Consider the following 21,017-nt stretch of genomic DNA (forward strand, 5'->3'; position numbering starts at 1 on the left):
AACACCGAAGTCGACACACAGAACTTCGACAGTCGGACCAACCACGGGCAACGGCGCCCGTACGAACAAGTAAACGAACCGGAAGGACCGAAATGGCAACCAGCATCGATCTTGTCGCCGATCTCGGCGAAGGTTTCGGCACGTGGACCATGGGCGCCGACGATGCTCTGCTCGACACGCTGACTTCGGCCAACATCGCTTGCGGATTCCATGCAGGCGATCCACGAACAATGGATGCGACCGTGCGGGGGTGCGTATCGCGCGGTATCGGCATCGGCGCGCATCCGAGTTTTCCGGACCTCGCCGGATTCGGACGTCGCGCGATGGATCTCAGTGAGAACGAGGTCCGAACCGACGTGCTGTTCCAACTCGGCGCCCTTCACGCCTTTGCGGTCGCGAACGGAACGTCGTTGTCGCACATCGCTCCCCACGGCAAACTCGGGAATCTTGTTGCTGTACGCCAGGATTACGCGCGCGCCGTCGTCGATGCGGTCGCGGCCTTCGATCCGTCGTTGATCGTGCTCGCCCAGGACGGGGCGTTGGCCGACGAGGCGACTGCCCGCGGATTGAGCGTCGGCATCGTCGGAATCGCGGATCGCGCATACAACTCCGACGGAACTCTCGTGCCCCGCAGCGAGCCGGGAGCGGTGATTCACGACGTCGACGTTCTGGTCGAGCGGACCGTTCGGATGGTGGTCGAGGAAGTCGTCGAAGCTGTGGACGGCACGTTGATCCCGGTTGTCGCCGATACGGTCCTCGTGCACGGTGACAACCCCGGTGCCGTCGCGAACGCGAAGGCGATTCGCGCCGCGCTCGAGGCCGCCGGTGTCACCATTGCGCCGCTGACCCGGGTCGTGGCGTCACGGCGGGCCCGTGATGTCGGGTGTTCCGCGTGAAGACCTACGTCGCCGACTGCGGTGACGCCGCCGTTCGCGTCAGTGTCAGCGGCGGGACCGCCGAGCAGAACTGGAACACCGTTCGATCGATCGCTGCACGTTTCGATCTCGGTGCCGACGGCATCGTCAGCGTCATCCCGACATACGACGCCCTGCTGGTCGAGTTCGACAACCTCCTCACGGACCACGACGCCGTCCGCGGCCTGGTTCGCGAAGCAACGACTATCCCCCGACCGCTGGAAGGTGAACCTAGGACGTTCGAGATCCCCGTCGTCTACGGGGGCGAACACGGCCCGGACCTGGGTGATACAGCGCGGTTTCTCGGCGTCACCGAAGCCGAAGTGGTGCGCCTTCACTCCGCAGCCCCGTTGGTCATGCGTTGCTACGGCTCACCCGGCGGCGCCCCGATGCTCGACGGCCCGGCGTTCGGCCTTCCCATCCCGCGCCGATCGAGCCCGCGACCGCACGTCGCGGCCGGTTCCGTTGCGGTGGCCGGACGTCAGGCAGTCGTTTCGGCCAGGCCTGCGCCCGGCGGTTGGGCAGTGATCGGCCGGACCCCGCTCATCTTGGTCGATCCGGCGTCGGAGCAGATTTCTGCCTACCGCCCGGGCGATCTGTTCGTCTTCCGTGCGATCGACGCCGATCGCTGGGACGACTTCGACGGACGCTCGCTCCTGCCCGTAGGGGGTGATCCCCATGGCTGAGACCGTCACCGTCCTGACTCCCGGAATCAGCTCCGTCCAGGATTTGGGGCGTGGATCGGCGTCACAGTTCGGTCAGGCGACGGGCGGCGCAGCCGACCAGATCAGCGCGGAGATCGCCAACGCGTTGGTGGGTAGTAGGCGCGAGGCCCCGCTACTGGAGTTGACGGCCCTCGACTTTTCAGCGTCGGCGTCCACGGATCTGCTGATCGCCGTCACGGGTGCACCCGCAACGGTGACGGTGGACGGACATCGGCAACCGCAGTGGGAACCGATCGTCTGGCGAGCCGGTCAGCGGCTTGCCGTCACCGGAATCCACGACGGATTGCGCGTCTACGTCGCCGTCCACGGAGAGCTGACGGCCGACTACCTCCTGGGCAGTTGCGCTCCCGACCAGGTCCTCGGATTCGGCCGTCACTTGACCGTGGGGGAGACGCTGGTCGTCGACACCGACTGCCCGCCGATCGACCACCCGGTCTTCCGGCTACCGCTGTTCCGGTTGTTGCCCGACCGACCGTCCTTCGGCAACGTGTGGACGCTCGACGTGACCGACGGCCCCGACATCGACGACTTCGGGGAGAGTGCAGCCGCGCTGTTCGGCACCGAATTCGTGGTGGGCGATCAGAGCAATCACATCGGGCTTCGGCTGGCATCTACCGATGAGCAGCCGCTCCCACAGCGCACCGGCACCGGCGAGGTCCTCTCGCGCGGCGTCCCCATCGGCGCCGTCGAAGTACCCGCTGGCAACGAACTTCTGGTCCTGCATCGAGGTAGAGGCGTCACCGCCGGTTATCCGGTGCTGGCAGTCGTCACCACCGTTTCACTCTCACAGCTGGGACAGGCCCGACCCGGGCACCGCGTCCGATTCCGGAACTGCAGCGTCGCAACGGCGGTTGCAGAGCACCGCGAACAGCAGCACCGCATCGCCTTGCTGAGGCGGCGTGTGGAGAACGTATTCACCACCCTCCGGATACCTCTTCACACCTCGGAAGCCCGAGTACCGAGCCACGTCGGCACCACACGCCCCGCGAGCGCTCCGCGCCGCGCGTCTATTTTGGAGACAGCATGACCAACACCATCGAAGCGGTAGACGGCCAGGTAGCCGACCCGCGCAAGGTCCGGAAAGTCGTCGCAGCGGGCTGCGTCGGCATCTTCGTCGAGCTCTACGACAACGGTGTCTTCGCGTTCATGGCGACGGCACTGGCCATCGTGTTCTTCGACGTATCGAAGTCGAGCGACGCGCTGATGCTGGTGTTCGCCGGCTACGCGGTCTCGTTCTTCGTTCGACCCCTCGGCGCGGTGGTCTGCGGCATCCTCGGCGACCGGATCGGTCGACAGAAGATGTTGGTGTTCGTCATCATGCTGATCAGCGTGGCGACCGCCGGTATCGGCTTGCTGCCCACCTACGCGGCCATCGGTATCGCGGCACCGGCACTGCTGATCTTTCTGCGGATCGTGCAGGGATTCTCCGTCGGTGGTGAAGCTGCCGGCGCCATGACGTTCCTCGCCGAACACGCACCGGAAGGCAAGCGCGGCTTGATCACGAGCTACGCGCAGATCGCGTCGTTCCTCGCACTGCTGACCGGAACGATGATCGCGTTTGCCATGTCGCCGTGGCTCAACGCCGACGCGATCAACGGCGGCGGACTCGCATCGTGGGCGTGGCGCATCCCGTTCCTCATGGCCATTCCGATGGGAATCATCGGCTGGTACATCCGCCGCGCGATCTCCGATACCCCGAACTTCGAGCGGCTCAAGGAATCCGGCGGTTTGTCGCGCAATCCGCTCAAGGAAGCATTCTCCACTCCCGAACACCGTCGCGCCATGATCCTCGCCCTGTTCATCCCCTTGATGAATGGTTCCGGCTACTACGTTCTGTTCTCGTACATGCCCACGTTCCTCAAAGGCGATCAGATCGGATTCTCGACCGGGACAGCGCTTCTCGTCACCGCATCCAGCCTGGTCGCGATCTGCTTCGCGATTCCGTTCATGGGTGCTCTCTCCGACCGGATCGGTCGCAAGAAGGTCATCGCCGGTGCAGCTGCGGCAATGGCGATCGGAGCGATCCCCTGCTATGCCATGATCGTGACCGGCAACGTCGGCCTCGCCGTTCTCGGTGCTTGCCTCATGGCAGTGATCTTCGCCGGGCACACAGCCGTCATCCACATCCTGATCGTCGAACTGTTCCCCACGCGGGTTCGCTACTCCGCCTACGGTTTGGGTTACAACATCTCGTCCGCACTCTTCGGTGGTACCGCACCGTTGTTGATGACCTGGTTGATCCCCGAATTCGGTATCTACGTTCCCGCCTTCTACGCGGTCATCACCGCAGTCGGCACGCTGATCGCGGTCAGCACCATCACCGATCGCGCCCACGTTCCGCTACGCGACACTCTGTGACTTCTCGCGTGAGTCACTCCTGATCCGGCCCGGTGGCCGCCTGCAGTCCGCGGCGGCCGCCGGGTCATACCAATTTCTTCCTGTAGGAGCACACAATGCCTTTCTCCGATTACCGCACAGCTCTCGTCACCGGCGCCAACACCGGAATGGGTGCCGCCGTCACCGAGATGTTCACCAAGCGCGGACTGACGGTCTACGGCGTCGCCCGCAATGCCGACAAGCTCGGTGAGGTTGCCGATCGCACCGGAATGATCCCTCTGCCCGTGGACATCACCGACACCGCCGCGCTCGCCGAAGCTGTCGGCGGACTGGAGATCGACATCCTCGTCAACAACGCGGGGGTGTCCGCAACCGGAAACATTCTCGACGCCGAAGAAGCATCGGTCGACGCGATGGTGGACGTGAATCTTCGTGCGGTGCTGCACCTGTGCCGCATTCTGCTGCCGGGAATGGTGGAGCGCGATCTAGGTCATGTCGTCAACATCAGCTCCATCGCCGGCCTGTACAACTTCTACGGCCACACTGCCTACCACGCGACCAAGGCTGCGGTGCACCAGATTTCGCGCCAGCTGCGAAACGACTGCATCGGCAAGCGGATTCGAGTGACCGAGATCTGCCCTGGCCGGGTCGAGACCGAGATCTTCGGTCGCAACCTCGGCGGCACGCCCGAAGCCATGAAGGAAGCGTGGGAGACCTTCTACGAAGGCTACGAATCCATCACTACCAAGGACATCGCGGATACCATCGAGTTCGCGATCGACGCCCCTGGCCACGTCAATCTTGGTCTCATCGAGGTGCTCCCCACCTTCCAGGTGCCCGGTGGCCTCGACTTCATCCGTCGCAACGACTGAGAGAGCGCATCATGAGTTTTGTACTACCGGAAACGACGCTCGGAGTGGTGGCCCATGCGGCAGGTGACCTGCGGGTCGAGCATGTTGCGTTGACTGCGCCGACCGCCGAGCAGGCAGTGATCGAGATCGCTTACGGCGGTGTGTGTGGATCAGATCTGCACTACTGGACGCACGGCGCGGCGGGGGAGTCGATTCTGAAGGCACCGATGCTGCTCGGTCACGAGGTGGTCGGCACGGTCGTGACGGCCGCGGCGGACGGAACGGGGCCGGCAGTTGGAACTTCCGTGGCCGTACACCCCGCAACGCCCGGTGGGACCGCGCCTCGGTTCCCGAGCGATCGGCCCAACCTCTCGCCCTGCTGCACATACCTGGGAAGTGCAGCGCAGTACCCACACACCGAGGGCGCCTTCGTGAAATACGCAGTGCTCCCGACACGCATGCTCCGGGAACTGCCCGAGGGGTTGGACCTGCGGACTGCGTCGGTAGCCGAACCGGCAAGCGTTGCCTGGCACGCTGTTTCGCGAGCGGGAGACGTACGCGGGAAGAAGGCGCTGGTCGTCGGCTGCGGACCCATCGGCGCACTGGTCGTGGCTGTGCTCAGACGAGCAGGCGCGCAGTCGATCACCGCGGTCGACGTGCACGACGTTCCGCTGCAGATCGCGTCGACGCTCGGTGCGGATCGGGTTCTCGAGGCCACCGACGCCGAGGCAGTCGCCGCATCCGATGCCGACGTGGTCGTCGAGTGCACCGGCAATCATCGCGGGCTCGAATCCGCTATTCGCGGGGCGACGCGCGGTGGACGGGTGGTCATGCTCGGGCTTCTTCCGTCCGGACCTCAACCGGTACACATTTCGCTGGCGATCACGCGAGAGTTGGAGTTGGTGGGCTCATTCCGCTTCAACGACGAAATCGACGAGGTGCTGCTCGCCCTCGCCGACGGTTCGCTTGCTGTCGATGCTGTTCTCACACACGAATATCCGGTCGAGGAAGCTCTGGAAGCTTTCGCAGTCGCCAAGGATGCTTCGGTGTCGGGGAAGGTGCTGTTGCGGTTCTGAGTCCTTCGACCCTGTGCGCCTTTATTAACCGCGGGCGGTTAATAAAGGCGCACAGCAGGTTATTCGACCACCAGGCCCTTGGCTTCCAGCAGGGCAGTCAGATTGCTCACCTCGAGTGGGGTCTCGCCCCGCTTGTAACGCTCGATATACCCGGCTTCGGCTTCGTCACGGGCACGCGAGAGTTCGATTGCCTCGGCAACCTCCTCGCGGCGGACCACGACAACGCCGTCGCAGTCACCCTTGACGACGTCACCGGGATAAATGACCTGTTCTCCGAAGACCAGGGGATGGTTGATCGGGCCGAGAGATTCCTTGACGGTTCCCTCGATGTACACGTGCTTGGAGAAGACGGGGAATCCGAGTTCGCGGATCTCCCGGGTATCGCGCACTCCGCCGTCGGTGACCAGTGCGGTAATGCCGCGCGCAACACAGGCATTGGCGAGGACATCGCCGAACTGGCCGGCGGCTTGATCACCTGAAGAGACGATCAGGACGTCACCCGGCTGTGCGTAGCTGATCGCAACCTGCAGCATGAGGTTGTCACGGGGATGGCACTTGACTGTGAAGGCGGAGCCGCAGAACCTCATGTCGCGGTCGATCGGTTTGATCGCCGGATGCAGCGACCCCTTACGTCCCTGTGCCTCGTGAATCGTGGCCGCGGAGAACGTCCCCAGTTCGGCAATCAGGTCCTTGTCCGCGCGATCAATTTTCGTCTTGACGTGAATCATCTTGTACTCCAGAAAGTATGAAAGATCAGGAAAGGCGTTCGACTGCCGCGGCGATCTGTGCCGCGGCCGTTTCGAGGACGGCCTCGGAGGTGGCGAAGGAGATACGGAAGTACGGCGATGCGCCGTAAGCCGAACCCTGAATGGTGGCAACCGACGCCTCGTCGAGGAGATAGAGGACGAGATCCTGGTCGGACTCGATCACGGTGCCGTCCGGGGTCTGCTTGCCGATCAAGCCGGCACAGTTGACGAACAGGTAGAACGCACCCTGCGGCACGACGGGCTCGAGCCCGGGGACAACACTGAGGAGGTGAGCCGAGAGGTCGCGTCGTCGTCGGTAACTTCGTACGGATTCGGTGAGGAAACTCTGGTCGCCGGTAAGGGCTTCCACGGCTGCGGCCTGGCTGATCGAGGACGGGCAGGAAGAACTTTGACCCTGCAGTTTGTTGACGGCGCCGATCAATCCGGAATTTCCGAGTCCGTATCCGAGTCGCCACCCGGTCATGGCATGAGACTTGGAGACTCCGTTGGTGACCAGTACCTGATCACGGAGGTGCGGAGCGACCTGCAGCAGACTCGGGATCGGAGCGTCGCCGAAGTTGATCTCGTCGTAGATCTCGTCGACCAACACACTGACATGGGGATTGGCCTCTATCACTTCGGCGAGGGCCTGCAGCTGCTCGCGGGTGTACACAGATCCGGTGGGGTTGCCCGGGGCATTGAGGATGACCCACTTGGTGTTCGAAGTGATTGCAGCGGATAGTGCTTCGGCTGTGAGAAGAAAGTTGTCGGACTCCTCGCACTGAACGATCACCGGAGTCCCGTCGTGAGCGAGGACCATATCCGGGTACGAAACCCAGTAAGGGGCGGGAACGATAACCTCGACGCCGGCTTCGACCGTCGCCATGAGAGCGAGGAAGATGACCTGTTTCGCGCCGCCGCCGACGGTGATCTGGTTGTCCGCGTACTGGATTCCGGTTCGCGAAGCCGCGCGTGCTGCGATTGCCTCGCGTAGAGCCGGGATGCCGTTGACTGCGGTGTACTTGGTCTGACCCGTGTTGATCGCAGTGATCGCCGCAGACTTGATGTTGTCGGGTGTGTCGAAATCGGGCTCCCCGACGGTCAGGTCGAGTATTTCACGGCCCTGGGCCTTCAGCTCGCGCACTCGTTGTGCGGCAGCCACACTCGGCGACTCCCTGATTCTGTCGACGCGCGCAGCCGGAACGAAAGTCGCCATGATGGTCTGCTCCTGGGTCCGGGGTGAGCGTGGATTCCCGTCGTCGACGAGCCACAGTTCTCACTCGGTGATCCGTTCGACCATAGGGTCCTACCAGGGCATCTGACCAAGACCGAACCGTTGTGGCCCGATAAGCAAACGTGATGGAGCGGCGACGGAATCAGACCGACAGAACGCGCAGATCCTCGAGACCGTCCACGACGGGAACTCGCCACGACGCAAGCTCTTCCGGTCCCTGCTCGTCCCACAGTTCGAACAGTTCCGAATCGGTCGATGCGATGGTGCGCTCCACCATTTCGATCAGCCAGGTGAGCCGTTCACTGGTCAGAGCCGAGGTGAAGGAGTCGAGATCGAGGTCCTGGGTGGCGGGGTCGCGCTTGCGATCGGCGCGCACGATCAGCACCAATTCGAGCAAGGCGATGGCGATTTGGCCGCCGTCCACCTCGAGGTAGTCGTCCTCGAATGCCCACTCCACCGATTCGAAGGTGAAGTCACCGTGCCCGATGGACGCGATCAAATCCCCTGCACCGTCGTTCTCGAACGGTCCCGATCCCCACGCGCCCACTGTCTACTCTTTTCCGATTGCCGTCTCAGCGCGCTTCGAGCGCGATCTTCGCTCCGAATCCTAGAAGAACTGTTCCGGTTATGCGCTCGAGTGCCTGTCGCACTCGGGGCTTTTCGAAGGTGCTACGCGCTCGCGAGAGAAGGACCACGTAGCCACTGAGCCACACGATGGTGATGGCTGCGTGGATGAGCACCAGCAATGCAAGCGACGGTCCCGTCGGCCACCCGGCCGGAACCAACTGCGGCAACAGTCCGGTGTAGAAGACGGCGATCTTGGGGTTGAGCAGGTTGGTGGTGAAGCCCGTCTTCCATGTCCCGGCCTTCTGCGATCGTGGAGCGTCGGCATTGTGTTGCATCCGCGACGTCCGGCTCTCCCACAGTGCTCGCACACCGAGATAGATCAGGTAAGCCGCGCCGGCGAGCTTGACCACCGTGTACGCCTCGGCCGACGCGGCGAGGATCGCCGAAAGCCCGAGGACGGTCAACAGACCCCACACCAGAAGGCCCGAGACGATGCCGGCCGCTACCCGGAAACCGGCGGATCTGCCCGCGCCGAGAGCAGCCTGCGTCACGACGGCCATGTCGGGCCCGGGGACCAGAGTCAGTAGGGCGAGCACAGCTGTGGCGGCGAGCAGAGCGGTCAGCATGCAACAAGTATGAAGTCGGGGTGGGGAGCATTGTCGGCCGGTGGTGTCGGGCCTGTGAACAAAGAGTGGCGCGGCGGTGTGAACTGCATGGACACGCCCGGAAACCGGCGTCTCGCGAGCCCTGTTCGACAGAGTTATGCACACTGTGGGGAAACGAATCGTTGCAGGTAGGAGGAATAACTCTGTTGTAATTCATCCTTTTGTCCACAGGTTATGCACAACTGGGAAGTGGATGTGAATGAAGTTATCCACACCTGTGTGTGCATCGGTGGAGAACTGTCCAACTCCATTGGATACCCGCGAGTAATAAATCCCAACCAGTGGGTTGACCCCGGGACGTTCGTCCTGTCCAATCGAGGGTCAGCGGTAGTCGTGCGATGCTCAGGGGGCGCTTGACGGATGCGGAGATTTGGGTTTGTCGGGATTGTGTTGGTCGTGCTCGCGCTTGTCGTGGGCGGAGTGGCGTATGCCGAACCGGCACCTGAAAACCCACCAGGAGATTCGGCCGGTCAGGCCGGGGCTCACATCAATCGCATAGAGCAGTTGTCGCCCACACGCAGTGCCGTCTTCGTCGAGTCGCCGGCCATGCGGCGCGAGGTGCAAGTGCAGGTTCTGCATCCAGCGTCGAGTGCCGGTTCGCGTCCGTCCTTCTACCTACTCGACGGCGTCAGTGCCGGTTCGGAATCCGGATACTCCGAAAGCACCTGGACTCAAAAGACCGACATCGAAGCGTTTTTCGCCGACAAGAACGTCAACGTCGTTCTCCCTGTTGGCGGTACCGGCAGTTTCTACACCAACTGGAAGAACGACGATCCGAACCTCGGTGTGAACAAGTGGGAATCGTTTCTCGCTGAAGAGCTTCCGGCGTTGATCGATTCTGCGTTTTCCGGAAATGGGACGAATGTGGTCGGCGGGGTGTCCATGGGTGCGCTCGGCGCGGCCAACCTCATCACACATCACCCGAAGCTCTATACCGGATTGGCCTCGTACAGTGGCTGTCTCGACAACTCCGAATCGTCCTCGCAGGATTCCGTGCGGCTCACCGTGGCCAGCAAGGCGGGCGACGCCACCAACATGTGGGGCCCGGCGTCGGACCCCGACTGGCAAAAGCACGACCCGTCCACCAACGCGGAAACGCTGCGAGGGAAGACGATCTACGTGTCCTCCGGTACAGGTGCGCCCGGAGAATACGACAACGTCTTCACCCCGAGTGGACTGCAGACTGCCATAGAAGGCGGACCGCTCGAGGCGCTCGCTAATACGTGCACACAACTGTTCGAAGCGAGGTTGGGCGAGTTGTCGATTCCCGCAGTATTCGCGTATCGGAACGACGGCACCCATTCGTGGCCGTACTGGCAAGACGCGCTTCACGATTCCTGGCCGACGGTGAAGACGGCGCTGGGAATGTGAGCTGAGAACTACTCGGCCAGTGCCAGTTCGAGCAATTGGAGGGCGCCGTCACGGGTCTGCGCAGCCGCGATGAACCCGGCCTTGTGGCAGAAGACCGAACTGTCGACGCCTGTCTGGGCGGCAAGATCCGAGCCGTTCAGGCCGCGCCACGGCTCCGGCAACAGCTTTCGTGAACCGAACTTGGAGTCAGCAGGCTTGACCGTCTGAATCGACCAGCCGCCGTTGGTGTTCGGGAAGATGGTGAACAGCAGTTCCGGCTGGGCCGACGCGGCGCGGCCGTGGGGAACGAAGCGTTCCAGGACGACGAAGCGCGGATCCGTTGCTTTTTCGTAGGTCTCGGTGAACTCGCGCTCGGCGGCCGCGTCGCCGGCGTACTTGGCGCGCAGGCGAATCAAGACCTGGGTTGCGAGAACGACGGCCAGCTCGAACTGGGTGTCGAACTCCTCGTCGGTGGACGAGATCGGATTGAAAAGGTCCAGCACGGACGACAGATCAAAAGGCTTGGTGCCGTAGTCGTTGAGGGTGTAGATCTCTTGGCCGTTGTCGACGGCGTCGATGCCCTCGACCAGTCGGCTGTCGATACGGCGGAACACGGAGGCGTCGCCTTCACAGAACTGCAGGCCGTATTCCTGCCAGAGCAGACCGAAGGCGGAGTACAGGATGCCGTTGCTGCGCTCGCCGGCATCACGCTGGTGATGGTCGAAGCGCCCCTCGGCAGGGTTGTAGCGACCGCCGACGTCGAGCACGATGTCCGCGCTGTCGAGGACGGACTCGTCACGGCTGCGAACGACGGTGGCGTCGGGGTACAGCTGCTTGAGCAGCGATACGCCGAAGACGTCGTCTGCATGGAACTTGCCGTTATGGGTCGCGATGATCACCCGTCGAGACTAGGCAATCGAGCGCGGGGATGCCTAGTCAGCCGATGGTGCGGATGCGGTCGGTGGCAGGTGGCGAGACCGGCGACCCGGCTGCGAACAGGGCGGTCAAGGCGTCGAGGTCGTTGCCGGCACCGGTCATCTGGGTGGAGTTCTTCAGCGCGGTGAAGCCGTCCCCGCCCTCGGCGAGGAACTTGTTCACCGCGACGCTGTAGACGGCGTCGGGCGCGATGTCCTGCCCGTTCAGACGCATTTCCGAGATTCGCGCGCCTGGTGCCGCCCGCCGGTCCAGGGCGTAGGTGAAGCCCGCGGACGGGGAGAGGATGCGCTCGGTAGCGGTGCCGTCGAGGTCGATCTGGAATTGCTGTTCGAGAGCGTCCTTCAACACCGCTCCTGTGACGGAGAGCACCTCGAGGCTGTTACCGAATGGCTGAACACCGTAGGCCTGGCGGTAGGTGACCTGGCCGGAAGTGCCGAAGTCCAAGTCCTCGCGCATGCCGCCGGGGTTCGTCAACGCTAGTTGGGCGCCTCGTGTCGATCCGGCGGCGAGTTGAGCGTCGGCGACCAGGTTGCCGAGTGTCGATTCGCCGCTGGGGACGCGGTCGCGTGTCAGATCGGCGGTAATGGTCCCCACCGGCCGCTGAGCGCTGTCCGACGCCTCCGACCAGGCCCGGTCGGCGAGAGCCTGAATATCGGGATCCGGCGAAATATCGTGTGTCACTATCTGATTGAACGCGGACGTCTGATCGCGAACGACCTCGCGTGTGTTGCGATCGATGGTGACGTCTGCGACGGACACGATCCGGCCGTGCGAAGCGCCCTGCATCACGACTCTGGGATTGCCTGCGGGATCAGGGAATTCGCAGTTGTACTGCTGGTGGCTGTCGGCGGTGAAGATGACGTCCACCTTCGGTGACGCACGAAGGGCGATGTCGCGGGCCGGCCCGGACTCGACGTTGCAGTCGTTGGGCCCACCTTCGACGGCCGGTTCGTCCCCACGGTGCAGGAGGACGGTGATGGCTTTGACGCCGAAGAAATCGAGGACGTCGGCGGTGCGGTTGATCGCTTCGACCTCGTCGCCGAACTGCAGATCGGCGATCCCGCCTGGTGTCACGATCTGCGACGTGTTGGCGGGGGATATCGCGATTACTCCGAGCGGAATGCCGTCGACCATGTTCACGGTGAAGGGCAAGGTGGCCGGGGTGCCGTTGGTGTACGTCATGTTCGCGGCCATCAGTGGGAAGTTGGCGCCGTCGAAGGACGGACTGAACGTGCACGCATCGACAGCGGAGCAACCGCCGGACTGCATGCGTCGGAACTCGGCGAGTCCCTTGTCCAGTTCGTGGTTGCCGATCGCGGAGGCGTCGATCTTCATCCGGTTCAGGAGTTCGACCGTCGGTTCGTCGTTGAACATCGCCGACTCGAGCGCCGACGATCCCCAGTTGTCACCGACCGAATACAGCAGCGAGTTGGTGGCTTGGCTGCGAAGTTGCGTCACGTAAGCAGCGAGATACGCCGCGCCACCTGCGGGGGTAAGAGAGCCGTCGGCCTGCCTGATCTCGCTGCGAACACCTTCCGGCGGGCGGAGACTGCCGTGCAGATCGTTGAACGCCAACAGACGTACCGACACCGTGTCCTGGGACTCTGCGTTGGCGACGCCACTCAGGGAGGTCGCGGTGGTGGCGAGAAGGGTCGTTGCGAGCACGGCACACGTTCGTGTCATGCGTCGCGTCATGCGTCGTGCTCCCTCACTCGGACCGGCTTCGAACCTCCCTGAGTGTGCCCGTCTGCCGAAACGAATTCCAGTCCCCGGCGTAACAGTTATGTATCGAGTGTCACGCGGTGACGCCGATGCCCGCGGCCTGCTTCGCGACGTCGGTGTTCGCGAAAGCGAGGAACGCGTCGTTCTCGTGTGGATCGCCGATGGTCATCCGGACGCCCTCGACGCCGTACTGGCGGATCAGAATGCCCGCTTCGGTACTCGCCTCGGCAAAAGCGGGAGAGAGTTCTCCGAGGGGGAGATAGACGAAGTTCGCCGACGACTCGGGGACGGTGTACCCGGCTTCGATCAGAGCGGTTCGAACTCGCGTCCGCTCGGCGATGACACCTTCGGTGCGGGCAAGCAGTTCGTCTGCTGCAGCCAGGGAAGCGATTGCGGCGGCCTGCGCGACAGCGCTCACGGTGAACGGGGTGTGCACCTTGCCGAGGGCCACGATGATCTCCGGATCCGCGACCGCGTAACCCACGCGGATTCCCGCGAGGCCGTACGCCTTCGAGAAGGTGCGCAGAACAACCACGTTGGGGCGGCTGCGGAACAGCTCGATGCCGTCGGCGTCCGAGCGTGAGTATTCGAAGTACGCCTCGTCGAGTGCGACGACGACGTGCGCCGGGACCGCGTCGAGGAAGCTCTCGAGCTCTGCCTTCGACAGTGCATTGCCGGTCGGGTTGTTGGGGTTGCATACGAAGATCAACCGCGTGCGATCCGTGATCGCGGCCAGCATCGCGTCGAGGTCGTGGCCGAAGTCCTCGGTCAGCGGAACCTTGACCGAGACGGCATGGCCGACCTGGGTGACCACGGGGTACGCCTCGAACGAACGCCACGCGTAGATGACCTCGTCACCCTGATCGCACGTGATCTGCACGAGTTCCTGGCACAGCGTCACGGAGCCGCAACCAGCGGCGACGTTGGCCGGCTCGACTTTCAAGAAGCTGGCCAGCGCCTCGATGAGTGCAACCGCGGCATTGTCCGGGTAGCGGTTGGCATTGGCGACCGCGTCGGCGACGGCGTCACGCACACCGGGCAACGGCCCTACTGTCGTTTCGTTGCTCGCCAGCTTGATCGCACCCGGAAAATTGCGTCCGGGAACGTAGGCGGGGATGGAGGCGAGGTCAGGGCGAATGTGTGCGGTCACGAGTCGATTATGCGCGCACTGATTTGGTGCGTAGCGGCCGTCTGCGTGTCAGAGTTAGAAGATGTCGGAAATCTTCCGAGCCACCGCGTATCTGCGCGGAGCCGAAGGGGAGGTCGCCACGGCTGTTCCGCTGACCGTGGTGGAGCCGGACGGCCCGACGCGGGGCGGGATCGTCGTCCTGCATGAAGCCCGGAAGTTCAGCCCGGCTCTGCTGAATCTGATGTGCGCGCTTGCCGGCGAAGGGTGGGTGAGCGTCGCACCTCACCTGTTTCACCGCGAACCCGAACACATGCAGGGTGAGGTGTTCGGTGACAACCTCTTCGCCGACTTCGACGCGACCCTCGATTGGCTCGTCGGACGCGAAGTTCTCGCAGACACCATCGGGGTGCTCGGATTCGACGACGCCGGTACCGCCGCGATGCTCGTGGCCACCAGCCGTCCCGTCGGCGCCGCGGTGAGCGTCGCCGCCCGGGGAATCGTCGAAGCCTTGTCGGTGGATGCTCAGGCGCTTGTCGACGCGGCCACTTCCCTGCAGGCGCCGTGGCTGGCGCTGTACGGCGAGGACGATCCCAGCACGCCTCGCGAACACGTGACTCTGCTCCGGGAAGCGACCGCGAAGGCCGACGTCGCGACACTGGTGGTCAGCTACGCCGGACTGGCTCACCGGGCGGACGAGCCGCCACAGCTGTCCGAGGACGCTGACCTCGACGACCCTGATTCGGCCTCGATCATCGAAGCTCAGACCCGGATCTTCGACTGGTTCGACAGCCACCTGCGGTAAGTCCACAAAACAGTCCGCTGACCACACGTTTTGCCTTTGGTGGCGAAGGGTGTGTAATCTTTCGATCCGGCGGTCCGAAAGGATCGGAACCCCCAGGGAGGCGTGCCAGAGCGGCCGAATGGGACTCACTGCTAATGAGTTGTCCCTTTTACGAGGGACCGGAGGTTCAAATCCTCTCGCCTCCGCCAAGCCGGTGATTTTGACCGGCGGGTTAGAAATGATAGAAATTACGACGGTAAGACACGCAAGACCAGCAAGACAACAGAACATGCGCCCGTAGCTCAACGGATAGAGCACTTGACTACGGATCAAGAGGTTAGGGGTTCGAATCCCTTCGGGCGCACAAAAGGAAGCCCCTCACCAGTAGAGATGCCGGTGAGGGGCTTTCTTGTATGCAAGTGTCCTTTCATGGCGACGTTGGTCACATCTTGACCCGTTTGGCGGCTGACCAGACCTGACCTCCGAATTGACGTTCTCGATCCTCGTATCGCGCCGCGGTGTCTCGGGCGGGCGGCTCGCGACTCTCGGGACTGCGCCAAATCGCCATTTAGCGGTCCGATCGGTCTGGTATGCATTGCTGATGAATCGGACTATCTCGGTTGTGCTCGTGATTGGTGTTGCGGTCGGAGCTCTAGTTGGGTGTTCGGGTAAGTCCGACACTGTTGTAGTTTCATCGACGCAGTCGGCCTCGTCATCCGCAGCGACGACGATTGAGGCCGCACCGCAGCGTGGCGATCAAACGCAGGAGGGCTTGGAGGCCGCGCTGGACGAGCAGTGGGCACTCGCGCAGAGTGCGGACTGGGCTGGGATCTATGATTTCAGTTCGCCTCGTTGCCAGGTTCAATACTCGGTTGAAGAGTTTGTGGCAGCGCTCGACGACGCGTACGCGGATCGGGATTTCAGCGGGACGCCCGAGTATCTGATCAACATGAACGGTGACTCGGTAGCGACCGTTGTCATCAAGGCTCCGGACGGCAAGAGTCCGATGACGCCGGGGACATGGAGTTACATCAACGGTTCTTGGTACGACGACGACTGCTAGGCCGATCCTGCGGGCGAAGCTGTGGGATCCGTCGACGTGGCCCGCATCCGATGAGGTGCCGAGTCTGCGCGACATGATGGCGGAGCGACACAGCCTGCGCGTCGAGGACCTCGAACCCGCCAGACAAGAGGCGTACCGCAAGTACCTGTACTGAGCGCAGATCCGTCACCTATGTCCGATAATGATCCGTGCCTTCAATTGCCTCATCGCTGTTCTGGATCGCGCTGATCGCGGCCATCGCGCCGATAGTCACGGGCCTGATCCCGCGTCGACTGGTTCCCGAAGTGGTGTTGCTACTGGTCGCGGGCGCAGTGGTCGGGCCGTTCGCCCTCAACATCGCAGCTGACAGCGAAGCGATCGGCATCCTGCGCGAACTCGGCCTCGGCATGCTGTTCCTGCTCGCCGGCTACGAGATCGACCGACAGGAACTCAGTGGGCGCGGCGGACGTCGAGCGCTCTACACGTGGCTGTTCTGCCTCGCGCTGGCGTTCACGGTGGTCGCGCTGCTTGGCATGAGGAACGTGATCTCCGCCGAAGCCGCTGTTGCCATCGCGATGACGTCGACCGCTCTGGGCACGCTGCTGCCGATCCTCAAGGACAACAAACTCCTCGACACACGCTTGGGTAAGACCGTCCTCAACCACGGGGCCGTCGGCGAGCTCGGGCCGGTCGTCGCGATGGCGGTGCTGCTGAGTGCCCGTGGTGCCGTACTGTCGCTGATCGTTCTTGCCGTCTTCGCCTTGATCGCTGTCATCGTTGCGGTGCTGCCCGGCAAGCTGATTCACGAAGGCTCGTGGACACATCGCCTGGTGCGGGCAGGGGCGGACACGACGGCGCAGACGACGGTCCGCCTCACCGTTCTGTTGTTGGTCAGCCTCGGAGTGCTGTCGGCCGTGTTCTCACTCGACGTCATTCTCGGTGCGTTTGCCGCCGGCTTCATCCTGCGGCGACTGATGCCAGAGGGCGACGAGCGCCTCGAGATCAAGCTCGACGGGATCGCCTTCGGGTTCCTCATCCCGATTTTCTTCATCACTTCAGGCATGGCGATCGACGTCTCGGCGGTCGCCGCCAGTCCCGGCATACTGATTGCGTTTTTGATCCTGATCGTTGTCGTCCGCGGCGTGCCGGTGTTCTTCGTGACCAAGTTCGAGAAGGTCGAACCACCCTTCACCACGCGTGAGAGTGCGCAAGTCGCGTTGTACGGGGCTACCGGCCTGCCCATGATCGTGGCGGTCACTGGCGCGGCCGTCGACGCGCATCAGATGTCGTCGGACAACGCGTCGATTCTTGTCGCGGCCGGGGCGATCACCGTTCTATTGCTCCCGATGCTCGCCACTCTTGACGAAAAAGGAGAAAGTGTCCTGATTCAGAGATCCAACTGCTCGTCGAGCCAGTCGAACATCCGCTGATCAGTCAGACGCCTCGCCATGGGCTGACAGTGGAAGCTCGTGCCTTCAGTTGGTGCATTGGGACGACGATCTTTTTCCAGAAGAAATTTTTCGAGAAGGAATAGGGAGAGCAGTCGGCTGTTATCGGATCGGCGGCGCAGGTAACGGGAGATGTCTGCATTGCGATGTTTCGAAATGTGTGGACAAACAATGCCCTACCGGTTCGAGCGCATCGACGTTTTGGACGCAGAATTCAGATCGTTGCCGCGTGGGGCCTATGCAGCATTGGGCTTATCGTGGGATGCAGCTCACCCACTGCGATACCCGAGTCTGCGGACAAAAGCTACCTGCGTGAGGTTTATGTCGCTGAGGTACCTTTCGCCAGCGAGGAAGTCGCGATCAATGTTGGGAAAGGTATGTGTGAGCTGATCGAACGAGCGGTCTCGGGTGGCCAGACAATTGCAGATGCGCTGACCATATTGCAGCAGCAGTCCGATCGCGCCGGGGTCTACAGTTCCGCCCAGAACACAGTAATAATCAAAGCCGCAGCGAAGTCGTACTGTCCTGAATACGGCGACACCAAGGTGCAGGTGGTTGAATCCACGCCTCGGGCGACGACCGCAACCATGACACCCGAAGACACCTTGAGCAGGATGATCAAGCAGTTCGACCAAGATGCCTTGCCGTACGAAAGTGTTCAGTGGCTGCAGGAACGGGCCAACGAGGTGTGCGCGGACTGGGATGAGTTGGGTGGTGACCGCGGCTTCGAATATGCAGTTCTAGGTCAGACGTTGAATTTTCGTCCCGTTGACTTCGAAAAGGCCGCCTTAGCGGTCACCCACCTGACGCAGTACGGCTGCCCGCAGTGGTACAAGTACATTCGCTGAAGCTTTGATTCAGGCTCCCCGTTACCGCAGCTTTGTCCTACACGATGGACCTGATTCGCGGTTCGGTTTCGAAGTGGCTAATTTGCACAGTGTTTTGTGCTCAAAGTGGATGTCACGTCGGAATAGATTGCATTTGGCAGTGTTTCGAGTTATCCGATCCTTCTCCGGCCGACGCCTCCGAAAGAGTGGTTGACGAAGAATGAGAAAGTGTCCTGATTCAGAGATCCAACTGCTCGTCGAGCCAGTCGAACATCCGCTGATCCGTCAGACGCCTCGCCATGGGCTGGCAGTGGAAGTTCGCGCCCTCGGCAGCGGTGAAGGGAACCACCGTCGTCGGTCCGCCGGCGAGGGCGGCAAGCCGCTTGGATTGACCGGGCCAGAATTGCTCGCCTTCCGGATCGGTGATGAGCAGGGGAGTGGAGATCGAGCCGGCGACGTGTTCGAGGTGGTACTTCCGAACCTCGGCGAGAGTGTTGTAGTAGCCGTCGGCGAGGTACGGACGCGCTCGGAAGCGCCAGATCCGGGCGCTGTCCTTCGAGAATTTCATCCCCAGCCCTATCGCCATGTCGCGGTCGAAGGCCTCCGACTTCCCCTCGTCGAGCAGCTTCTGCATGTTCTTGGGGATATGGGCGAGCCACGACGCGGCCACGTCCACGACCCCCGGATCGGCGATCGCTGCCGCGATCCGATGCTCGAACGCCAACGACTGGGGCACCCAGTACCCGCCCTGACTGATCCCGTACATCGCCAGCTTCGACGTATCGACGTCCGGCCGGTCCACGAGATAGTCGACGACGGGCGTGATGACGGCTTCCCAGTCGTGACGGAACGGGATGTTGCGCTCGAAGAGCATCGACTGCTGACCGGGACCGTCGAACATCAACACGTTGTAGCCCCGCTCGAGCGCCCCGGCACCGCCGCTGCCCCACAGCCCGCTGATCGGGCCGTCGCTACCGTTCACCATGATCAAAGTCGGCCGTCGCACGTCCCCGGGCGGCCGGAAGAAGTACCCGGGCAGGTAGGTGTCCTCGTAAGGGATCCGGACGCGTTCGACGGGCTGGGCGGTGGTGTCGACGAAGCGGTCCCACGCCTGTCGGTGACGTTTGAAAGTGGGGACCAGAACCGAATCGTCGCTGAGACCGTCGACGGCGTTGATCGCCACACCGAAGTACGACGCCGCCCGCAGGTACGCGTTGGACGCGCTTCGCGAATGCCCGGCCTCGGCTGCCTCTACGGCCTGCCCGAATACCCGTGTACCGAGGTCGAACCAGGCCTCGTACCAGCCTTCGAGGTCCTTCTCGCCGACGTGAGCGATGGCCGAGAGCACTTCGCCGGTGTCTGCCGCGCCGAAGGTGGCTTGCCCGAGAACGACTCGTAGCTCGAAGTCGAAGGATTCGTTGCGATAGAAACCAGCAGTGAACGCCTGGTGCGGATGGGCGAAGAACGACGACGCGAGAGACATGGGCACACCTTCGCTAGTTCGGGGCAGCCATTTTCAGTTGTAGTTCCAGGATCGCCCGAATCGCTTGCCGGAAAACCTGTCAGCGCGGCGACGCCGGGAGCCCGGTGGATGGCGGCCTCGACATCGCAAATGCCAGGGTGCACAACCACAACGACATTCCCAGCACCTGCGCACGTTGAGCGATACCCAGTCCGAGATTACCGCCGCCGGAGACTTCGATGCTGTTGGTCGTCAACATCCACACCGTCGCAAGGGAAGTCAGGATCAGAATGGTCAGACCCGTCGTCCGCAAAGAAGGGTGCTCGCGATACCTGAACGCTCCCACGGTGAATGCGATCATCGCGGTGAAGATCGCGAAGACCGCCACGCTGCTCGTCAACGCGTGAACATGGTGGAGCTGCGGAAGTAGACCGTCGGGTGCGCTCGACGGGCAACCCTCGCCCGAGCATTCGAGGGGGAACGACGCGTCGGCGATGGTCGCGATGCCGAACACTGCCAGCGCAATCCAGCCCGTGACGTAGAGCCTTCGCCGGGGCGTGATCAGCAGGCCCAGCGCTCCGGAGATCAACATCAAGATTGCGGACAGGACATCGGCGTTACCGAAGACATCGCGGTATTTCTGGTTCTCGGCATCGAGTTCGCTGAGGAACGATGTCACCGGGTCGAGGCCGGTGTCCAGGAAGAATTCGAGAATCCACGACGAGTAGACGATTCCGCCCAGAGCCAGCGCAGCCACCAAACCCCACCGCGCAACGTTGCGTTCCTTCACGAAATCGAGCTTACGGACCGAGCAGGGCTTTCTGGACGCGTTCGGCCGCTACCAGCGGATCTTCGTGCTCCCAGACGCGGATGACGGTCCAACCCTGCTCTGCCAGACGTGCATCGGTGTCGCGGTCTCGAACCACGTTGGCGGCCAACTTGTCCGTCCACCACTGCGCGTTGTTCTTGGGAAACGTCGCATGCTGCGGGCAGCTGTGCCAGAAGCATCCGTCCACGAACACCGCGACTTTGCGGCGTGGAAATACCAGATCGGCCCGTCGGCGAACACCTTTGATCGGCGCTCGGTCCACGAAGTACCGGAGTCCGCGTCGATGCAGCTCGCGTCGAAGTGCGATTTCGGGTTTGGTGTCGCGCCGACGCTGAGCGCTCATCCGAGCGCTGGTGGCAGGATCCGTCGCAGGCAC

General features: G+C 62.8%; 21 protein-coding genes and 2 tRNA genes. 13 read left to right on the forward strand and 10 right to left on the reverse strand.

What is annotated here, in order from left to right; translation table 11 throughout:
* The first annotated feature begins 92 nt into the window (after window positions 1–92).
* From ASU23_RS15170 to ASU23_RS15195, 6 genes are all read left to right on the forward strand, one after another.
* Window positions 93–896: a LamB/YcsF family protein gene (locus ASU23_RS15170; protein ID WP_030535779.1), complete on the forward strand. Its 804-nt coding sequence runs from the start codon at window positions 93–95 to the stop codon at window positions 894–896.
* The gene (locus tag ASU23_RS15175) at window positions 893–1,600 is read left to right on the forward strand and encodes an allophanate hydrolase subunit 1 (RefSeq protein ID WP_172403470.1); all 708 of its coding nucleotides are present in this window, start codon (window positions 893–895) and stop codon (window positions 1,598–1,600) included. Before ASU23_RS15170 ends, ASU23_RS15175 begins: the two co-directional genes overlap by 4 nt.
* On the forward strand, window positions 1,593–2,666 hold the full coding sequence (locus tag ASU23_RS15180; RefSeq protein WP_058038193.1) for a biotin-dependent carboxyltransferase family protein: 1,074 nt from the start codon (window positions 1,593–1,595) through the stop codon (window positions 2,664–2,666). The genes ASU23_RS15175 and ASU23_RS15180 overlap by 8 nt, the downstream gene beginning before the upstream one ends.
* Entirely contained in the window at window positions 2,663–3,997 is a 1,335-nt protein-coding gene (locus tag ASU23_RS15185; RefSeq protein WP_042447696.1) for an MFS transporter, read from the forward strand. Before ASU23_RS15180 ends, ASU23_RS15185 begins: the two co-directional genes overlap by 4 nt.
* A gap of 95 nt (window positions 3,998–4,092) precedes the next feature.
* On the forward strand, window positions 4,093–4,848 hold the full coding sequence (locus ASU23_RS15190) for an SDR family oxidoreductase (RefSeq protein ID WP_007731698.1): 756 nt from the start codon (window positions 4,093–4,095) through the stop codon (window positions 4,846–4,848).
* 11 nt (window positions 4,849–4,859) lie between these two features.
* Window positions 4,860–5,903, forward strand: a complete 1,044-nt coding sequence (locus ASU23_RS15195; RefSeq protein WP_030535776.1) for an L-idonate 5-dehydrogenase — start codon at window positions 4,860–4,862, stop codon at window positions 5,901–5,903.
* A gap of 59 nt (window positions 5,904–5,962) precedes the next feature.
* On the opposite strand, the gene ASU23_RS15200 is transcribed toward ASU23_RS15195, so the two are convergent.
* The 4 genes from ASU23_RS15200 to ASU23_RS15215 all read right to left on the reverse strand — a co-directional run bounded on the left by ASU23_RS15200 (window position 5,963) and on the right by ASU23_RS15215 (window position 9,076).
* A complete protein-coding gene (locus ASU23_RS15200; protein ID WP_058038194.1) occupies window positions 5,963–6,631 on the reverse strand; it encodes a 4-carboxy-4-hydroxy-2-oxoadipate aldolase/oxaloacetate decarboxylase in 669 nt (222 codons plus the stop codon).
* A 25-nt stretch (window positions 6,632–6,656) separates the two neighbouring features.
* Window positions 6,657–7,865: an aspartate transaminase gene (locus ASU23_RS15205; protein ID WP_058038195.1), complete on the reverse strand. Its 1,209-nt coding sequence runs from the start codon at window positions 7,863–7,865 to the stop codon at window positions 6,657–6,659.
* Between the two features lie 160 nt (window positions 7,866–8,025).
* Window positions 8,026–8,430 (reverse strand): DUF4259 domain-containing protein, encoded by a 405-nt coding sequence (locus ASU23_RS15210; protein ID WP_054781385.1) that lies wholly within the window; start codon window positions 8,428–8,430, stop codon window positions 8,026–8,028.
* A 25-nt stretch (window positions 8,431–8,455) separates the two neighbouring features.
* Window positions 8,456–9,076: a LysE family translocator gene (locus tag ASU23_RS15215; RefSeq protein WP_007731691.1), complete on the reverse strand. Its 621-nt coding sequence runs from the start codon at window positions 9,074–9,076 to the stop codon at window positions 8,456–8,458.
* A gap of 426 nt (window positions 9,077–9,502) precedes the next feature.
* Between ASU23_RS15215 and ASU23_RS15220 the strand changes: the two genes are divergently transcribed.
* A complete protein-coding gene (locus ASU23_RS15220) occupies window positions 9,503–10,486 on the forward strand; it encodes an alpha/beta hydrolase family protein (RefSeq protein WP_092765342.1) in 984 nt (327 codons plus the stop codon).
* A gap of 8 nt (window positions 10,487–10,494) precedes the next feature.
* Here ASU23_RS15220 and ASU23_RS15225 read toward each other — a convergent pair whose 3' ends face one another.
* The 3 genes from ASU23_RS15225 to hisC form a co-directional block, all read right to left on the reverse strand.
* A complete protein-coding gene (locus tag ASU23_RS15225) occupies window positions 10,495–11,364 on the reverse strand; it encodes an MYG1 family protein (RefSeq protein ID WP_003943978.1) in 870 nt (289 codons plus the stop codon).
* A 37-nt stretch (window positions 11,365–11,401) separates the two neighbouring features.
* The gene (locus ASU23_RS15230; RefSeq protein WP_058038196.1) at window positions 11,402–13,096 is read right to left on the reverse strand and encodes a bifunctional UDP-sugar hydrolase/5'-nucleotidase; all 1,695 of its coding nucleotides are present in this window, start codon (window positions 13,094–13,096) and stop codon (window positions 11,402–11,404) included.
* Between the two features lie 100 nt (window positions 13,097–13,196).
* Complete coding sequence (gene hisC, locus ASU23_RS15235; protein WP_007731684.1) at window positions 13,197–14,273, reverse strand: histidinol-phosphate transaminase; 1,077 nt, start codon at window positions 14,271–14,273, stop codon at window positions 13,197–13,199.
* 61 nt (window positions 14,274–14,334) lie between these two features.
* On the opposite strand from hisC, the gene ASU23_RS15240 reads away from it, so the two are divergent.
* The 6 genes from ASU23_RS15240 (at window position 14,335) to ASU23_RS15265 (ending at window position 18,371) form a co-directional block, all read left to right on the forward strand.
* Window positions 14,335–15,054, forward strand: coding sequence for a dienelactone hydrolase family protein (locus ASU23_RS15240; RefSeq protein ID WP_003943860.1), 720 nt, complete (start codon window positions 14,335–14,337; stop codon window positions 15,052–15,054).
* A gap of 96 nt (window positions 15,055–15,150) precedes the next feature.
* A tRNA-Ser gene (locus ASU23_RS15245) sits at window positions 15,151–15,242 on the forward strand.
* An 82-nt stretch (window positions 15,243–15,324) separates the two neighbouring features.
* Window positions 15,325–15,397 (forward strand) — tRNA-Arg (locus ASU23_RS15250).
* Window positions 15,398–15,634: 237 nt separating this feature from the next.
* On the forward strand, window positions 15,635–16,096 hold the full coding sequence (locus ASU23_RS15255) for a hypothetical protein (RefSeq protein ID WP_047271527.1): 462 nt from the start codon (window positions 15,635–15,637) through the stop codon (window positions 16,094–16,096).
* Between the two features lie 188 nt (window positions 16,097–16,284).
* Window positions 16,285–17,505 (forward strand): cation:proton antiporter, encoded by a 1,221-nt coding sequence (locus ASU23_RS15260; RefSeq protein ID WP_058038197.1) that lies wholly within the window; start codon window positions 16,285–16,287, stop codon window positions 17,503–17,505.
* Window positions 17,506–17,669: 164 nt separating this feature from the next.
* Window positions 17,670–18,371 carry a DUF732 domain-containing protein gene (locus ASU23_RS15265; RefSeq protein WP_082661409.1) on the forward strand — a complete coding sequence of 234 codons (702 nt, stop codon included), beginning with the start codon at window positions 17,670–17,672 and terminating at the stop codon, window positions 18,369–18,371.
* Window positions 18,372–18,588: 217 nt separating this feature from the next.
* On the opposite strand, the gene ASU23_RS15270 is transcribed toward ASU23_RS15265, so the two are convergent.
* The 3 genes from ASU23_RS15270 to ASU23_RS15280 form a co-directional block, all read right to left on the reverse strand.
* Entirely contained in the window at window positions 18,589–19,833 is a 1,245-nt protein-coding gene (locus ASU23_RS15270) for a S9 family peptidase (RefSeq protein WP_058038198.1), read from the reverse strand.
* A gap of 79 nt (window positions 19,834–19,912) precedes the next feature.
* Window positions 19,913–20,602 carry a DUF998 domain-containing protein gene (locus ASU23_RS15275; protein WP_007731663.1) on the reverse strand — a complete coding sequence of 230 codons (690 nt, stop codon included), beginning with the start codon at window positions 20,600–20,602 and terminating at the stop codon, window positions 19,913–19,915.
* Between the two features lie 10 nt (window positions 20,603–20,612).
* The gene (locus tag ASU23_RS15280; protein WP_003943838.1) at window positions 20,613–21,017 is read right to left on the reverse strand and encodes a very short patch repair endonuclease; all 405 of its coding nucleotides are present in this window, start codon (window positions 21,015–21,017) and stop codon (window positions 20,613–20,615) included.

The organism is Rhodococcus sp. KB6 (assembly GCF_001445685.1).
Lineage (GTDB): Bacteria > Actinomycetota > Actinomycetes > Mycobacteriales > Mycobacteriaceae > Rhodococcus_F > Rhodococcus_F qingshengii.

Bases quoted from the DNA above. Each gene is read 5' to 3' on its own strand.
- ASU23_RS15170 (WP_030535779.1), top strand. From the start codon at position 93: ATGGCAACCAGCATCGATCTTGTCGCCGATCTCGGCGAAGGTTTCGGC.
- ASU23_RS15180 (WP_058038193.1), top strand. From the start codon at position 1,593: ATGGCTGAGACCGTCACCGTCCTGACTCCCGGAATCAGCTCCGTCCAG.
- ASU23_RS15185 (WP_042447696.1), top strand. From the start codon at position 2,663: ATGACCAACACCATCGAAGCGGTAGACGGCCAGGTAGCCGACCCGCGC.
- ASU23_RS15190 (WP_007731698.1), top strand. From the start codon at position 4,093: ATGCCTTTCTCCGATTACCGCACAGCTCTCGTCACCGGCGCCAACACC.
- ASU23_RS15195 (WP_030535776.1), top strand. From the start codon at position 4,860: ATGAGTTTTGTACTACCGGAAACGACGCTCGGAGTGGTGGCCCATGCG.
- ASU23_RS15200 (WP_058038194.1), bottom strand. From the start codon at position 6,631: ATGATTCACGTCAAGACGAAAATTGATCGCGCGGACAAGGACCTGATT.
- ASU23_RS15205 (WP_058038195.1), bottom strand. From the start codon at position 7,865: ATGGCGACTTTCGTTCCGGCTGCGCGCGTCGACAGAATCAGGGAGTCG.
- ASU23_RS15215 (WP_007731691.1), bottom strand. From the start codon at position 9,076: ATGCTGACCGCTCTGCTCGCCGCCACAGCTGTGCTCGCCCTACTGACT.
- ASU23_RS15230 (WP_058038196.1), bottom strand. From the start codon at position 13,096: ATGACGCGACGCATGACACGAACGTGTGCCGTGCTCGCAACGACCCTT.
- ASU23_RS15240 (WP_003943860.1), top strand. From the start codon at position 14,335: ATGTCGGAAATCTTCCGAGCCACCGCGTATCTGCGCGGAGCCGAAGGG.
- ASU23_RS15255 (WP_047271527.1), top strand. From the start codon at position 15,635: ATGAATCGGACTATCTCGGTTGTGCTCGTGATTGGTGTTGCGGTCGGA.
- ASU23_RS15265 (WP_082661409.1), top strand. From the start codon at position 17,670: ATGTTTCGAAATGTGTGGACAAACAATGCCCTACCGGTTCGAGCGCAT.
- ASU23_RS15270 (WP_058038198.1), bottom strand. From the start codon at position 19,833: ATGTCTCTCGCGTCGTCGTTCTTCGCCCATCCGCACCAGGCGTTCACT.